Source organism: Variovorax sp. 01N429 (assembly GCF_056399425.1).
The window spans coordinates 189,580-204,440 of the sequence record NZ_JBFTRG010000008.1 but is presented as its reverse complement, the minus strand read 5'-3'; the positions used below and the strand labels follow the sequence as shown (position 1 = coordinate 204,440).

Here is a 14,861-nt window from a genome sequence, read left to right as displayed (position 1 = left end):
GCTCCTTGTGTTGGCGGCGATTATCGGCCAGCCGCGTTCTTGGGGATTGCAGCGGGCAGGGCGTCGAGTGCTTGCCGGATTCCGGTCAGGAATTCCCGCACCAGGGGCACGACAGCGTCGCGCGGCTGGCCGTCGATCAATTGAATGATCCGGCTTCCGATGACGACAGCGTCTGCCGCCGAGCCGACGGCTTGCGCGGTGCGTGCGTCGCGGATGCCGAAGCCCACGCCAACTGGCACTTTGACGTGCTGGCGGATGCGGGGAATCATCTGGCCGACGGCTTCGGTGTCGAGGTTGCCGGCGCCAGTCACCCCTTTGAGCGACACGTAGTAGACGTAGCCAGAGGCGATGCGTCCGACTTGCGCCATGCGTTCATCCGTGCTTGTGGGCGCGAGGAGGAAGATCAGGTCGATGTTGTGCGCCTTGAGGTCGGCGGCGAATTGCTCGCACTCCTCGGGCGGATAGTCGACAACCAGAAGGCCGTCCACGCCGGCCGCGGCGGCATCGCTGATGAAACTGCCCTTGCCATGCACGCCGTCATAGCGCTCGACCGGATTGGCATACCCCATCAGCACCACCGGCGTAGCGCCATCCATTTGGCGGAAGGCGGCGACCATGGCGAGGACCTGCTTCATGCCGATGCCCAAGGCAAGGGCGGCCTCGCCGGCCTGCTGGATCACGGGACCGTCGGCCATCGGGTCGGAAAACGGGACGCCGAGTTCGATTACATCGGCGCCCGCCTCGACCATGCCATGCATGAGTTCGGGCGTGACGTCGGCGTACGGGAAGCCTGCCGTCACATACGGAATCAGCGCCCTGCGACCGAGGGTCCGCAGGGCTTCGAAGGTGGCTGCAATGCGGCTCATGCCTTGCCTCCCTTCACATGGAGGCCGCGCATCGAAGGGCGGTCATAGAAGTCGACACCTGATAGGTCGGCGACGGTGCCGATGTCCTTGTCGCCCCGGCCGGAGAGATTGACCAGGATCGATTGGTCCGGGCGCATTGTCTTTGCCAGCTTCATGGCATAGGCCACTGCATGGCTCGATTCCAGCGCGGGGATGATGCCTTCGGTGCGGCACAGATAGTGAAACGCCTCCAAAGCCTCGGTATCCGTGATGCCGACGTACTCGGCGCGGCCGATGTCCGCAAGATAGGCGTGCTCAGGTCCTACGCCGGGATAGTCCAGACCGGCGCTGATGCTGTGGGTTTCCGTCACCTGGCCGTCTTCGTTTTGCAGGAGATAGGTGCGATTGCCGTGCAGCACGCCGGGGCTGCCGCGCAGGATCGAAGCCGAATGCTTGCCGCTGTCCAGGCCTTCGCCGGCCGCTTCGACACCGATCAGCCGCGTGCCTTCGAACGGTATGTAGGGATGAAAGATGCCCATCGCGTTGCTGCCGCCGCCGACGCACGCGACCACCACATCGGGCTGCCTGCCTTCAACTGCGTGGCCGGTGCCCTGCGCTGCGAGCATCGCTGGCATCTGCTCGATGCATTCGTTGCCGATCACGCTCTGGAAGTCGCGCACCATGGTGGGGTAGGGGTGCGGACCGGCGACCGTGCCGATGATGTAGAACGTGTTCTCCACGTTTGTGACCCAGTCGCGCATGGCCTCGTTGAGGGCGTCCTTCAAGGTCTTGCTGCCGGACTCCACCGGCACGACGGTCGCGCCCAGCAGGTTCATCCGGTAGACATTGGGGCTCTGGCGCTTGACATCCTGGCTGCCCATGTAGACCACGCATTCGAGCCCGTAGCGCGCGCAAATGGTGGCGGTTGCCACCCCGTGCTGGCCCGCCCCGGTTTCGGCGATCACCCTGGGCTTGCCCATTCGCTTGGCCAGCATGGCCTGGCCTATGGTGTTGTTCACCTTGTGGGCGCCGGTGTGGTTGAGGTCTTCGCGCTTCAGGTAGATCTGTGCGCCGCCCATTTCTCGGCTGGTGCGCGCTGCGTGGTAGATCGGCGAGGGCCGGCCGACGAAGTGCGCGAGCTCGTATCGAAACTCGGCAAGGAACTCCGGATCGTCCTTGTACTTCGCGTAGGCATCGCGCAATTCGTTGATGGCGTGGGTCAGCGTTTCGCTGGCGAAGGTGCCGCCGTAGATGCCGAAGTGGCCGCTGGCGTCGGGTTGCTGGTAGGTTTTCATGGTCTCGATCAGTGGGCCGGCACCCGACGGTCGAGACGGGCTGCCGACTGCAAACTAGGAGGAGGCGTCGGCCGCACGAACTGCGGCGACGAATTCGCGAATCCTTGCGGCGTCCTTGATGCCCTTGGAGGCTTCGACACCGGAACTCACATCAACGGACAGCGACTTGCAGCGAGTCCGTAGCTGGCGAATGCCATCGCCCACGTTTGCAGGTGTGAGCCCACCACTCAAGACGAGGTGAGCGTCGACGGCGGGTGGAAGAAGTGACCAATCGAATGCCTTGCCGCCGCCGCCATAGGCTTCGACATGGGCGTCGAGCAGGATGGCTTGGGCGTGGGAGTAATCGGACGCGTATTTTACGAGGTCGAAGGCTGCGCCGGCAGCCCCCAGGGGAATGCGGGCTGCCCGCATGTAACGGTGCGTGCCCTGGCCGCAACCTTGCCAACATTGCTCAGGTGATTCGTCACCGTGAAACTGGGCCGTGGCGCCGGCTACGGAGGAGAGGGCATGCATGCTTCTGGCGGGCGCCTCGTTCACGAAAAGCAGGACGGGCGTCACGAAGGGCGGAAGGCGTGCGGCCAATTCGGCAGCTCGCTCCGTCGTCACCGCGCGCGGGCTGGCCGCATAGAGGACAAAGCCGACCGCGTCCGCGCCGGCTTCCACTGCGGCCTCAACATCCTGTTCGCGCGTCAGCCCGCAGATCTTGACTCGGGTGCGAGCGAGTGGGGCGGCGACATTCATGGCGGGCCATCATACGCAGCGCCACCACGGTCGATCGTGGCCTCCGCAGGTAGACCCCATTCCGCGGCGTACAACGGTCCAAGGAAGTAGAGGCCGTTGGGCGAGAAGGTCGGCGCCGCAACCACGCGGCTGCGGGCTTCGAGCACTTCGAGCATCCATTCGGGCCGCTCGTCGCCCCGGCCGATGCGCACCAGACAGCCCATGATGTTGCGGATCATGTGATGAAGGAATGCGTCGGCCTCGAACTCAAAGTGCCAACGGCAACGGTCGGTGTCCCCATGCCGGGTGACGACTATTCGGCGCAGGTCCTTGACCGGCGAACGAGCCTGGCAGGCGGAAGCGCGAAACGAACTGAAATCGTGCTGGCCCACGAGCATCCCGGCAGCGGCACGCATTGCGTCTCCGTCCAGTGGATGCATCGACCAGCCTACGCGTCCAGCATCAAGGCTGGGGCGAACGGGCGATTGGGAAAGGATGTAGACGTAGCGGCGAGTCAACGCGCTCGCGCGACAGTGAAACTGAGCAGGGACGGGCTGTGCCCATTGCACGGCAATGTCGTCGGGCAGATAGCGGTTGGTGCCGCGCATCCACGAGAAGGGCGCTCGTTCAACAGAGGTGTCGAAATGCACCACCTGCATCAGCGCGTGGACGCCTGTGTCAGTGCGGCCTGCGCAGAGCGTGGAGATCGGCTGCGCTGCGAATTTGGCCAGCGCCGCTTCGAGCTTGTCCTGGACGGTACGGCCCGAAAGCTGGCTTTGCCAGCCTTCGTAGGCCTGGCCGTTGTAGCGGATGCCCAGAGCCAGTCTCACGACGGGAGCGGCGGCCGCACGGCCGCTCAGCGCAGCTGACCGAGCAACTGCTTGGCCTCGGCCTTGACGTCGCCGGAGCTTTCGGCGGCAACTTCCTCCACCAGCGAGCGAGCGCCTTCGACGTCGCCGAGGGCCTTGAGCTCGCGCGCCAGGGAGAGCTTGATCGCGTGCGGACCTTCGCCGTTTTCCTCCACGGTTTCGAGGCGACCGCGTTCGGTGTCGCCGGTCGTCCGGCTGGAAAGGCCCGCCAGCGAACTCATGTCGAATTCGATGAAACCGGAGTCGGCGGGTAAACCGGCGCGCAGCGGCGCCGGCAGCGTGCGCTCGTCATCGGACGATGAAGGTGCGCGCGTGATCGGCTCCAGTGCACCGGGAGCGGTATCGAAGTCGTTCTCGAGATCGAGCTTCGGTGCCTGCGTTGGAGCGGCATGCCCGTTCATGCCGCCGTTGGTCGGGACCGCACGAGGGATCTCGCGGATGGGCTGGGGCGGCACGGGCGGAAGCGTGGCGCTGATGGGCGCCGGCGCCGTTGCGGCGGGTGCCGGCGGCTTGCTCAAGTCGAGGTCGAAGTCCAGCGGTGCGACGGAGGGAACGAAGGCAGGTGGGGGCGCTGCCGCCGGTTCTGCGGTGCTTGCGGCCAAGGGGGCCGGCGCCGTCGAGGCCGCTGCAAGCGTTCCAGCGAAGGCTGCCGCTTCCGCTGCGGAGACGCCGCGGCTGCCCGACTCGTACAACGGGTTGCCAGGATCCAGCTCTTTGCCGAGTTCGACCACGCGGTTCCATTCGGTGCCGGCTCCGCCGGTCAACTTGTGGACGTCTGCGGCGAGCGCTTCGTAGGCGCGCAGGTCACGGCGCTTGGCGTGGATCTCGAGCAACTTGAGGTGAATCGCGGTGCGCTCGGGATTGGCACGCAGTGCCTCGCGCAGGATTTCCTCGGCTTGCAGATCGCGACCGTAGGCCAGGTAGACATCGGCTTCCGCGACAGGATCGACATCGCCGGCATCGAGTTGGCTCGGCGAGTAAGACAGCGACGAAACGACCGAATTCCCACGATTCTTCGTGTCGACCGATTCGCCTCCGCTGGCGCCGAAGAAGGAGTCCTTGGGAATCCGGCTTTCGATGAACACGCTGTCGCCAGCGTCGCGGCGCTTGCGGCCAAGCACTCGGTAGAGCAGGAATCCGATCAGCAAGGCGATCAGCGCCGCCGCTCCAACCATGAGAGGGTTGTCGAGCAACTCCGTCATGAAACTTGGCTCGGCAGGTGGGGGCGCAGCCGGCTTTGCCGCCTTCGGCGCCGGTATGGCCGCGGCGGCCGGTGCAGGTGCCGGTGCGGGAGCATCTGCGCCCGGCGTTGCGCCTGCCGCAGGCGCAGGAGCGGTTGCTGCGGAAGTGCTGGCTACGGCGGCCGCGGGAGAGGTCGGTGCGACGAGTGGTGGAACTGCGGGAGATGCGGGCGTGGCTGTAGCGCTTGGCGCCGCAGTGGCGGCGGGAGCAGAGGCAGGAGCAGGAGCAGGAGCAGGAGCAGGAGCAGGAGCAGGAGCAGGAGCAGTGGCCGCGGCTGGAACGCCAGACGCAGAACTCGCGGCAGCGGCAGGCGAAGCATTGGTGCCGGCAGCTTGCAGCTTGTTCAGATCGCTGATGTTCTTCGACAACTCGGCAACGCGGGCGTTGCTTTCCTGTGCCTGTCGGGCTTGGGCAATCTGCTCGTCGCTGGCGTGGCCCGCCGCGATGCCCTGCGAAATCTTCAGCTTGTCGCTGGAGGCGTTCGCTGCATTGCGATCTTCGACATTGGCTTGCAGCTTGCCGGTCGCCTGGCGGCTGGCATCGGCCACCTGGGACGCCGGTGCGTTTTCCGCAAGACGTCGGCGGTAATCGCCGAAATCACGGCTCTGTGCGACGACAGTGCGCTTGGCGTCACCCGGCGGAATCGCTTCGGCTTGTGAAGCACCTGGCACTTCCAGCACCGCGCCCGCCTTGATCCGATTGACGTTCCCACCGATGAAGGCATTGGGATTGGCGCGTAGAAGCGCCACCAGCATCTGGTCGAGCGATACGTCGGCGGGCTTGTACGCGCCGGCAATCTTGCTCGCGGTGTCGCCTGCTTTCACGGTGACCTGCTGGTCTCCCGATCCGGATCCCGAGCCTGTTCCCGTGCGAACCGCATCGGGCGCCGGAGGTGCTACCGGCGCCGCAGCGGGCCGCTGCGAGCGAACCGGCGGTGCCTGAACCGCGACGGGTGCCGCGGATTGCGGTCGCGCGCTGATCTGTGGCGCCGTTGGCGCAACGGGCGCGGCTGCCTGGCGGCTGGTAGGAGGATCGAGCAGTACCGTGTAGTCGCGGACGATTCGTCCGGAACTCCAGTTGGCTTCCAGCAGCAGATCGATGAATGGTTCGCTGACCAGCCGGTTGCTGGTGAGTCGCACCACGTAGCGCCCATCAGTCCGCCGCTGGACGCCGACACGGACGTCGGAAAGCGCTGAGTTATAGGGCACTCCCGCTGCCTTGAAGGCTTCCGACGAAGCGATGCTGACTTTGAGGCCGTCCGCTTCGGCTGGAGTGATGTCCGCAACTTCGACTTCAGCGCGAAGTGGTTCGCCGAGGGCTGATTGGATGTTGAGGCGCCCCAGCGTGACGGCGCTCGTGTCGGCGCTGAACGCCCCCAAGGCCACCGCGACAGCTGCACTTAGTACTGAAAGCTGCCCACGACCGATGGTCGTCGGAGCGGGACGTGTGGCCGAGAGGCGGGCCGCGGTCAACGGTTGTCGTGTCATGCTGTAAGGGGCAGCTCGGCCCAAAGTGTAAGGGGACGTTAACATCAACACCCCCCAGTGACAAGGCAACAGGCCTTATCTACCCAGTGCGTGCAAACTTCGTCATGCATCGCCCGTTGCGGCGCAGCAACGGCGCGCGTCCCGGAGGACGCGCTGGCGCCGGCTCAGGCTTCCAGAAGGATGCGCAGCATGCGGCGCAGCGGTTCGGCCGCGCCCCAAAGCAGTTGATCTCCGATGGTGAATGCGCCGAGATATTCGGGGCCCATCGCCAGCTTGCGAAGGCGCCCAACCGGGATCGACATCGTTCCGGTGACTGCAACCGGCGTCAGGTCCTTGACCGTGGCTTCGCGATTGTTCGGAACGACCTTGACCCACGGGTTGTCGGCAGCAATCAATGCCTCGACGTCGGCCACGGACACGTTCTTCTTGAGCTTGAAGGTGAGCGCCTGGCTGTGGCAGCGCATCGCACCGATCCGAACGCAAAAGCCGTCTACGGGGGTCTCGGCCGTTCCGAAGCCCGCGCCTTGGCCCAGGATCTTGTTGGTCTCTGCGCCGCCCTTCCATTCTTCCTTGCTCATGCCGTCGCCCAGATCCTTGTCGATCCAAGGGATGAGGCTGCCGCCGAGAGGCGCACCGAAGTTCGCCGTTTCAGCCGCGGAGAGGGATTGTTGCTTGGCGAGTACCTTGCGGTCGATTTCGAGGATGGCAGACTTCGGATCGTCGAGGAGCGCGCGGACTTCGGCGTTGATCGTGCCGAACTGGGTGAGCAACTCGCGCATGTGCTGCGCGCCACCGCCGGAAGCTGCCTGGTAGGTCATGCTGGTCATCCACTCGACCAAGCCTGCCTTGTAGAGCGCACCGACGCCCATGAGCATGCAACTGACGGTGCAATTGCCGCCGATCCAGTTCTTGCCGCCCTTGGCCAGAGCGTTTTCGATGACGGGCAGATTGACCGGATCGAGCACGATGATTGCGTCATCGTTCATGCGCAGCGTGGACGCCGCATCGATCCAATGCCCCTTCCATCCAGCCGCGCGCAGCTTCGGGAAAACTTCGGTGGTGTAGTCGCCGCCCTGGGCCGTGATGACGATGTCGCACTTCTTGAGTGCATCGATGTCATGGGCATCCTTCAGCGTAGTCTCGTTCTTCGCCATTGCCGGGGCCTTGCCGCCTGCATTGGAAGTCGAGAAGAAAACCGGCTCGATCAGTCCGAAGTCGCCTTCGGCCTGCATGCGATCCATCAGGACCGAGCCGACCATGCCGCGCCAGCCTACGAGGCCGACAAGAGGTTGATTTGCGTTCGCCATTTCAGTTTGCCCTTGTGAAAAAAGAAAGTTGTCTTCTCTTTGCGCCCGGCTCGTCAGAGCCGGGGAGGGGCGTGACGAATCGGGCTGCGGTTAGCCGGTAATCGTCTTTTTGGTGATGGCAGCCACCACAGCATCGCCCATTTCGCGGGTTCCGACCTTGGTGGTACCAGCGGACCATATGTCTGCCGTACGCAAACCCTGAGCCAGCACGTACTTGACCGCCGACTCGATTCGGTCGGCAGCTTCGGGTTGGTTCAGGGAAAAGCGGAGCATCATGGCAGCGGACAAGATTGTAGCCAAAGGGTTGGCAACCCCTTTGCCCGCGATGTCTGGCGCACTTCCGTGGCTGGGCTCGTAAAGGCCCTGATTGCTCGAGTTGAGCGACGCCGAGGGCAGCATGCCGATCGAGCCGGTGAGCATCGCGGCTTCGTCGGAAAGAATGTCGCCGAACATGTTGCCGGTGACCACCACGTCGAACTTCTTGGGCGCCTTGACCAATTGCATGGCCGCGTTGTCGACGTACATGTGGTCGAGCTCGACGTCCGGATATTCTTTGCCGACCTCGGTCACGATGTCCTTCCAGAACTGGAAAGTCTCCAGCACATTGGCCTTGTCCACGCTGGTCACGCGCTTGCTGCGCTTGCGCGCCGCCTGGAATGCCACGTGGGCGATCCGCTCGACTTCCGGGCGCGAGTAGCGCATGGTGTCGAAGGCTTCTTCGGTGCCGGGGAAGTGGCCGTCGGTTGCGGTGCGGCGGCCGCGCGGCTGGCCGAAATAGATGTCGCCAGTGAGTTCCCGGATGATGAGGATGTCGAGCCCCGCGATCAGTTCGGGCTTGAGGCTGGACGCATCCACTAGCTGCTCATAGCAAATCGCCGGTCGAAAATTCGCGAACAGGCCAAGGTTCTTGCGCAAGCCAAGAATGGCCTGCTCCGGCCGCAGGGAGCGCTCGAGTTTGTCGTATTTCCAATCGCCCACGGCCCCGAAGAGAACCGCGTCGGCTTCTTTGGCAAGCTTGAGCGTGGATTCGGGCAGCGGGTGTCCATGCGCCTCGTAGGCTGCGCCACCAACAAGCGCCGATTCGGTCTCAAATGAGAGGTCAAGCGCTTCGAGGACGCGGAGTGCCTCGGCCACGATCTCGGTGCCGATGCCGTCGCCGGGGAGTACTGCGATTTTCATGAAGGTCTGTCTTCCGGAGGTTGTGTTTTGGGGCGGTGAGGGGTCAGGCGATCAGCTGATGAGTCAGCCAAGGCTTCGTAGTCAGGCGTTCTGTTTCGAAAGCCTTGATCTTGTCCTTGTGGCGCAAGGTGAGGCCGATGTCGTCCAGACCATTGATCAGGCAGTACTTGCGGAAAGCCTGGACTTCGAACGGAATCTCGGCGCCGTCCGGCTTGACCACGACCTGGCGTTCAAGGTCGATCGTCAGGCTGTAGCCTGGAAACGCGAAGGTCTCGTCAAAGAGCTGCGCGACCTGCGATTCGCTCAGCACGATCGGCAGCAGGCCATTCTTGAAGCTGTTGTTGAAGAAGATGTCGGCATAGCTCGGCGCGATGATGGCGCGAAAGCCGTATTGATCGAGCGCCCACGGCGCGTGCTCGCGGGACGACCCACAGCCGAAGTTCTTGCGCGCAAGCAGCACCGAAGCGCCCGCGTAGCGCGGCTGGTTCAGCACGAAAGCCGGATTCGGCTTGCGGGACTTCGGGTCCTGGCCCGGCTCGCCCGGGTCCAGGTAGCGCCAGGCATCGAACAGGTTGGGGCCGAAGCCGGTCTTGCGGATCGACTTCAGGAATTGCTTGGGAATGATGGCGTCAGTGTCGACGTTCTCGCGGTCCATCGGCGCCACGAGGCCCTTGTGCACGGTGAATTTCTGCATGGTGTGTGCTCCTGGTTCAGGCGAATTGACGCACGTCGACAAAATGGCCGTGCACGGCAGCGGCCGCGGCCATGGCCGGGCTGACAAGATGGGTGCGACCACCCGCGCCTTGGCGTCCTTCGAAATTGCGGTTGCTGGTCGACGCGCAGCGCTCGCCCGGCTCCAGGCGGTCGGCATTCATCGCGAGGCACATCGAACAGCCCGGTTCGCGCCACTCGAAACCTGCGGCCTTGAAGATCTGGTCGAGGCCTTCTCGCTCGGCCTGCTCCTTCACGAGGCCGGACCCGGGAACCACCATCGCGAGCTTGACGTTCTTCGCGACCTTCTGCCCCAGCTTCTTGACCATGGCGGCGGCTTCGCGCATGTCCTCGATGCGGCTGTTGGTGCAGGAGCCGATGAACACCTTGTCGATAAGGATGTCGTTCATGGGCTTGTTCGGTTCCAACCCCATGTAGGTGAGGGCGCGTTCGATCGCGCCGCGCTTGTTCGCGTCCTTTTCCTTGTCCGGATCGGGCACGCGGCCGTCGACCGGCACAACCATCTCGGGCGAAGTACCCCACGTCACCTGCGGCTTGATCTGCGTTGCGTCGAGTTCGACCACGGTGTCGAAATGCGCGCCGGCATCGGAGTGCAGCGTGCTCCAGTAGGCCACGGCCTGGTCCCACTCGACGCCGTTGGGCGAGAGCGGACGTCCCTTGACGTAGTCGATCGTCTTTTGGTCCACGGCGACCAGCCCGGCGCGCGCGCCGGCTTCGATCGCCATGTTGCACACCGTCATGCGGCCTTCCATGCTCAGGTCGCGAATCGCGGACCCGGCAAATTCGATGGTGTAGCCCGTGCCGCCCGCGGTGCCGATCTTGCCGATGATCGCGAGCACGATGTCCTTGGCCGTGCAGCCCAGCGGCAGTTTGCCCTCGACCTTCACGAGCATGTTCTTCGCCTTCTTGGCGAGCAGCGTCTGAGTGGCCATGACGTGCTCGACTTCGCTCGTGCCAATGCCATGCGCGAGCGCGCCGAACGCGCCGTGCGTGGAGGTGTGCGAGTCGCCGCATACGACCGTCATGCCCGGCAGCGTGGCACCGGATTCGGGGCCGATCACGTGCACGATGCCCTGGCGCTTGCTCAGGAACGGAAAGAACGCGGCCGCGCCGAATTCCTTGATGTTGGTGTCGAGCGTGGTGATCTGCTCCTTGCTGATCGGATCGGCGATGCCGTCATAGCCGCGCTCCCAATGAGTGGTCGGCGTGTTGTGATCGGCCGTGGCCACGACAGAGCTGATGCGCCACAGCTTTCGCCCGGCTTCGCGCAGTCCTTCGAACGCCTGGGGGCTGGTCACTTCATGGACGAGGTGACGGTCGATGTAGAGGATCGCGGTGCCGTCTTCTTCCGTATGGACGACGTGTTCGTCCCAAAGCTTGTCGTAGAGCGTGCGTGCCATGGTGGTCTCTTTCGTGGGTGATGATTGTGTCGTGCGGAGGTGCCTACGCGGTGAGTTGGTCAGAGGCCCCGGAAGGCGCATGCAGATGTTTGACGAGCGTCCGGGCCGCTACGGGCAAGGTGGAGAAATCGCGCGCGATCAGGCGGATTTCGCGTGCAGCCCATCCGTCGTTGAGCGCGATGCTTTTCAAGCCACCGGCGATGCCGCCCTGCATGAGTTCGAAAGCGCGAAACGGCATGACCCCAATGCCCAACCCGTTGTCGATCATTCGGCACATGGCATCGAGTCCTGTGACGTGAATGCGCAGCTTGATGGTGCGATTTTCGGCAAGCGCGGCCTGGTGCATGGCAACGTAGATGGAACTGTTGGTGTGCAGCCCGACGTGGTCGAAATCCAGGGAGTCCGCGAAATCAACGGCTTGATTCACGCCAAGCGGATGCCCCGCCGGGACGACCAAGACCAGCGAGTCCTTGCGATAGAGCAGACTCTGCAGTTCGCCCGTGCCCTCTGGCAGATGGCAAACGCCCACGTCGGCGGCGCCTTCGTGCACGGCCCGGACCACCTCGCTGCTGAGATGCTCTTCAAGGTCGATCTTGATGGCGTCGTGCTCGCGCGCGAAGGCCCCGAGGTCTTCCGGCAAAAACTGGACGATTGCGGAAATATTGGCGTGAACCCGCACGTGGCCGCGCACGCCATCCGCGTATTCGCTCAGTTCGCCCTGCATCTTCTCAAGGCTGTAGAGGACCGATCTGGCGTGATGGAGCAGGCTTTCGCCCGCGGGAGTCAGGTCGACGCCGCGCGCATGCCGATAGAGGAGAGGAGTGCCGAGGGTGGCCTCGAGGTCCGACAGGCGCTTGCTGATGGCGGAGGCCGCGATGAACTCGCGCTCTGCCGCCCGTCCGATGCTGCCCAATTCGCAGACGGCCACGAACAATTGCAGCGACGTCAGGTCGATGCGGCGGGCGAAGCTGCGTTCGGAGGAGTTCATGGGGCTGTGGCATCTCGTTCAGAGATGGTGAGCCCTATTTTCTCTCTGTTTTCAATGCGTGGTCATCGTGATCTGCGATGACTTTATTGCCGCGGCGCGATGAGCGCCGCAGCATCTGTTTGCATTGCCTTCGCGTTTGCTTTTGCGCTATTGCTTCTTCTGCGCCGCGTCTTCCATCTTTTGCCCACCCTTCTGTATATCTTGGCCCGCGCCCTTCATGGTGTTGCAGCCGGCGAGCGGAAAGACGAAGGCGAAGGTGACGGCGACCAGTGCAGCGATCTTTTTCATGATGAACTCCTTAGGATTCGAATTGACGGATGAAGGAGTGACCCTCCGATCGCGAAGCTACCGATCCGGTGAATTCGATCCTGTAAGCCGAAACGCAAAAAAGCTGCCCGAAGGCAGCTTTCCTGGCTGAGGGCCAACCGGAATCAGCGTTGGGTGATCGGCTTGACGTCGCGCTTGGGCGAGCCTTCGAACAACTGGCGCGGACGGCCAATCTTGTAGTCCGGGTCACCGATCATTTCGTTCAGCTGGGCAATCCAACCGACCGTGCGTGCCAGCGCAAAGACGGCGGTGAAGAGCGGCACCGGAATGCCGATGGCGCGCTGCACGATGCCCGAGTAGAAGTCCACGTTCGGGTAGAGCTTGCGCGACACGAAGTATTCGTCTTCCAAAGCGATCTTTTCAAGCGCCATGGCCAGTTTGAACAATGGGTCGTTCTCAAGGCCCAACTCGCCGAGGACTTCCTTGCAGGTTTCCTGCATCAGCTTGGCGCGCGGATCGTAGTTCTTGTAGACACGATGCCCGAAGCCCATCAGCTTGACGTTGGAGTTCTTGTCCTTGACCTGCTTGATGAACTCGCCGATCTTTTCGACGCCGCCAGCCTTCTGGATGTCGTAGAGCATATTGAGTGCCGCTTCATTCGCGCCACCATGCGCCGGGCCCCAGAGGCAGGCGACGCCCGCTGCGATGGCCGCGAACGGGTTGGTGCCCGACGAGCCGCACAGGCGCACCGTCGAGGTCGAGGCGTTCTGCTCGTGGTCTGCATGCAGGATGAAGATGCGGTCGAGCGCGCGCTCGAGCACGGGGCTGACCTTGTACTCTTCGCAGGGGGTCGCGAACATCATGTGCAGGAAGTTGCCCGCGTAGCTGAGTTCGTTCTTCGGGTACATGTAGGGCTGGCCCACGGTGTACTTGTAAGCCATGGCGACCAGGGTCGGCATCTTGGCGATCAGGCGGATCGCGGCGATTTCGCGATGCTTCGGATTGTTGATGTCCGTGCTGTCGTGATAGAAGGCCGACAACGCGCCCACCAGGCCCGTCATGATCGCCATTGGGTGCGCATCACGGCGGAAGCCTCGCAGGAAGAACTGCATCTGCTCGTTGACCATCGTGTGGTTGGTCACGAGTTTCGTGAAGCCCACCTTTTGATCGGCGTTGGGCAGCTCACCGTACAGCAGCAGGTGGCAGGTTTCGAGGAAGTCGCAGTTGGTCGCGAGTTGCTCGATGGGATAGCCGCGATAGAGCAGTTCGCCCTTGTCGCCGTCGATGTAGGTGATGGCGGATTCGCACGAGGCCGTCGACATGAAGCCCGGGTCGTAGGTGAACATGCCCGTCTGCGCGTACAGCTTGCGGATGTCAATCACGTCGGGGCCCATCGTTCCCTTGTAGATGGGTAGATCGACGTTTTGGCCGCCGTTGCTGAATGACAGTGTGGCCTTGGTCTCGGATGCTTTCATTTCGGGTCTTTCAATGGATATGTTCAGGAAGATAGGAATTGCGCGCCATCAGTGCGCATCAACTGCAGCAGTTCGATCACTCCGGCCCCGGCCCGTTCGGGCTCAGGCTCCTTTCGGCGAAGCAAAAGGTCGAGCAGATCGTTGTCTGACAGGTCCATCAATGTCTCCAGTGCCTGCGCCTGCCCAACGGTCAGGCTTGCCTCGTGCCGCTCGAAAAAGCGGGCAATGAACAGGTCGTTTTCGAGCAAGCCGCGCCGACAACGCCATTTCAGCTTGCTCAGCGCTCGCTCGCTGATCGGCTGGTTGAGGTCGTCCGTGGCTTGCATGATGTCCAGGCTTGGCTTAGATGGCGCGGCGCACCATCAATTCCTTGATCTTGCCGATGGCCTTCGTGGGGTTCAGGCCCTTCGGGCACACGTCCACGCAATTCATGATCGTGTGGCAACGGAACAGGCGGTACGGGTCTTCGAGGTTGTCGAGGCGCTCGCCAGTGGCTTCGTCTCGGCTGTCCGCGATGAAGCGGTAGGCCTGAAGCAGTCCCGCCGGGCCGACGAATTTGTCTGGATTCCACCAGAAGCTGGGGCAACTGGTCGAGCAACTCGCGCAGAGGATGCACTCATAGAGCCCGTTGAGCTCGTCGCGCTCTTCCGGCGACTGGAGGCGTTCCTTTTCGGGCGGAACCGTGTCGTTCTGAAGATACGGTTTGATCGAGTTGTACTGCTTGAAGAACTGCGTCATGTCGACGATCAGATCGCGGATGACGGGCAGGCCGGGCAGAGGCTTCAGCACGATCGTGCCCTTGAGCGTCAGCATGTTGGTGAGACAGGCCAAGCCGTTCTTGCCATTGATGTTCATGGCGTCCGAGCCGCAAACGCCCTCGCGGCATGAGCGCCGGAATGACAGGCTCGGGTCCTGCGCCTTGAGCTTCATCAGCGCATCGAGCAGCATGCGTTCGTGACCGTCGAGTTCGATCTCGACGGTTTGCATGTAGGGCTTGGCGTCCTTGTCCGGGTCGTAGCGATAAATTTGAAATGTGCGCTTCATCGTGGGCCTTG

At 63.2% G+C, this 14,861-nt stretch carries 14 protein-coding genes; all 14 read right to left on the bottom strand.

The window, feature by feature from the left end:
* Positions 1–20: 20 nt before the first annotated feature.
* Entirely contained in the window at positions 21–866 is an 846-nt protein-coding gene (gene trpA, locus AC1DSF_RS16550; protein ID WP_478127292.1) for a tryptophan synthase subunit alpha, read from the bottom strand.
* Positions 863–2,140 carry a tryptophan synthase subunit beta gene (trpB, locus tag AC1DSF_RS16545; protein ID WP_478127291.1) on the bottom strand — a complete coding sequence of 426 codons (1,278 nt, stop codon included), beginning with the start codon at positions 2,138–2,140 and terminating at the stop codon, positions 863–865. Before trpB ends, trpA begins: the two co-directional genes overlap by 4 nt.
* A 54-nt stretch (positions 2,141–2,194) precedes the next feature.
* Positions 2,195–2,881: a phosphoribosylanthranilate isomerase gene (locus tag AC1DSF_RS16540; protein ID WP_478127290.1), complete on the bottom strand. Its 687-nt coding sequence runs from the start codon at positions 2,879–2,881 to the stop codon at positions 2,195–2,197.
* The gene (gene truA, locus AC1DSF_RS16535) at positions 2,878–3,690 is read right to left on the bottom strand and encodes a tRNA pseudouridine(38-40) synthase TruA (RefSeq protein WP_478127289.1); all 813 of its coding nucleotides are present in this window, start codon (positions 3,688–3,690) and stop codon (positions 2,878–2,880) included. The genes AC1DSF_RS16540 and truA overlap by 4 nt, the downstream gene beginning before the upstream one ends.
* A gap of 26 nt (positions 3,691–3,716) precedes the next feature.
* Positions 3,717–6,458 carry a motility hub landmark protein FimV gene (locus AC1DSF_RS16530; protein ID WP_478183138.1) on the bottom strand — a complete coding sequence of 914 codons (2,742 nt, stop codon included), beginning with the start codon at positions 6,456–6,458 and terminating at the stop codon, positions 3,717–3,719.
* Positions 6,459–6,622: 164 nt separating this feature from the next.
* Positions 6,623–7,765, bottom strand: coding sequence for an aspartate-semialdehyde dehydrogenase (gene asd / locus AC1DSF_RS16525; protein WP_478127287.1), 1,143 nt, complete (start codon positions 7,763–7,765; stop codon positions 6,623–6,625).
* Between the two features lie 90 nt (positions 7,766–7,855).
* Positions 7,856–8,944, bottom strand: coding sequence for a 3-isopropylmalate dehydrogenase (gene leuB, locus AC1DSF_RS16520; protein ID WP_478127286.1), 1,089 nt, complete (start codon positions 8,942–8,944; stop codon positions 7,856–7,858).
* 43 nt (positions 8,945–8,987) lie between these two features.
* Complete coding sequence (gene leuD, locus AC1DSF_RS16515) at positions 8,988–9,638, bottom strand: 3-isopropylmalate dehydratase small subunit (protein WP_478127285.1); 651 nt, start codon at positions 9,636–9,638, stop codon at positions 8,988–8,990.
* A 16-nt stretch (positions 9,639–9,654) separates the two neighbouring features.
* Entirely contained in the window at positions 9,655–11,076 is a 1,422-nt protein-coding gene (leuC, locus tag AC1DSF_RS16510) for a 3-isopropylmalate dehydratase large subunit (RefSeq protein WP_478127284.1), read from the bottom strand.
* Between the two features lie 43 nt (positions 11,077–11,119).
* Positions 11,120–12,064 (bottom strand): LysR substrate-binding domain-containing protein, encoded by a 945-nt coding sequence (locus tag AC1DSF_RS16505; protein WP_478127283.1) that lies wholly within the window; start codon positions 12,062–12,064, stop codon positions 11,120–11,122.
* A gap of 147 nt (positions 12,065–12,211) precedes the next feature.
* On the bottom strand, positions 12,212–12,352 hold the full coding sequence (locus AC1DSF_RS16500) for an entericidin A/B family lipoprotein (protein ID WP_478127282.1): 141 nt from the start codon (positions 12,350–12,352) through the stop codon (positions 12,212–12,214).
* Between the two features lie 143 nt (positions 12,353–12,495).
* A complete protein-coding gene (gene gltA / locus AC1DSF_RS16495) occupies positions 12,496–13,806 on the bottom strand; it encodes a citrate synthase (protein ID WP_478127281.1) in 1,311 nt (436 codons plus the stop codon).
* A gap of 23 nt (positions 13,807–13,829) precedes the next feature.
* The gene (locus tag AC1DSF_RS16490; protein WP_478127280.1) at positions 13,830–14,132 is read right to left on the bottom strand and encodes an FAD assembly factor SdhE; all 303 of its coding nucleotides are present in this window, start codon (positions 14,130–14,132) and stop codon (positions 13,830–13,832) included.
* A gap of 16 nt (positions 14,133–14,148) precedes the next feature.
* Positions 14,149–14,850, bottom strand: coding sequence for a succinate dehydrogenase iron-sulfur subunit (locus AC1DSF_RS16485; protein WP_478127279.1), 702 nt, complete (start codon positions 14,848–14,850; stop codon positions 14,149–14,151).
* Positions 14,851–14,861: the final 11 nt, after the last annotated feature.

Bases quoted from the DNA above. Each gene is read 5' to 3' on its own strand.
- leuC (WP_478127284.1), bottom strand. From the start codon at position 11,076: ATGGCACGCACGCTCTACGACAAGCTTTGGGACGAACACGTCGTCCAT.
- gltA (WP_478127281.1), bottom strand. From the start codon at position 13,806: ATGAAAGCATCCGAGACCAAGGCCACACTGTCATTCAGCAACGGCGGC.
- asd (WP_478127287.1), bottom strand. From the start codon at position 7,765: ATGGCGAACGCAAATCAACCTCTTGTCGGCCTCGTAGGCTGGCGCGGC.
- AC1DSF_RS16505 (WP_478127283.1), bottom strand. From the start codon at position 12,064: ATGAACTCCTCCGAACGCAGCTTCGCCCGCCGCATCGACCTGACGTCG.
- leuB (WP_478127286.1), bottom strand. From the start codon at position 8,944: ATGAAAATCGCAGTACTCCCCGGCGACGGCATCGGCACCGAGATCGTG.
- trpA (WP_478127292.1), bottom strand. From the start codon at position 866: ATGAGCCGCATTGCAGCCACCTTCGAAGCCCTGCGGACCCTCGGTCGC.
- AC1DSF_RS16540 (WP_478127290.1), bottom strand. From the start codon at position 2,881: ATGAATGTCGCCGCCCCACTCGCTCGCACCCGAGTCAAGATCTGCGGG.
- trpB (WP_478127291.1), bottom strand. From the start codon at position 2,140: ATGAAAACCTACCAGCAACCCGACGCCAGCGGCCACTTCGGCATCTAC.
- AC1DSF_RS16490 (WP_478127280.1), bottom strand. From the start codon at position 14,132: ATGCAAGCCACGGACGACCTCAACCAGCCGATCAGCGAGCGAGCGCTG.
- AC1DSF_RS16530 (WP_478183138.1), bottom strand. From the start codon at position 6,458: ATGACACGACAACCGTTGACCGCGGCCCGCCTCTCGGCCACACGTCCC.
- leuD (WP_478127285.1), bottom strand. From the start codon at position 9,638: ATGCAGAAATTCACCGTGCACAAGGGCCTCGTGGCGCCGATGGACCGC.
- AC1DSF_RS16500 (WP_478127282.1), bottom strand. From the start codon at position 12,352: ATGAAAAAGATCGCTGCACTGGTCGCCGTCACCTTCGCCTTCGTCTTT.
- AC1DSF_RS16485 (WP_478127279.1), bottom strand. From the start codon at position 14,850: ATGAAGCGCACATTTCAAATTTATCGCTACGACCCGGACAAGGACGCC.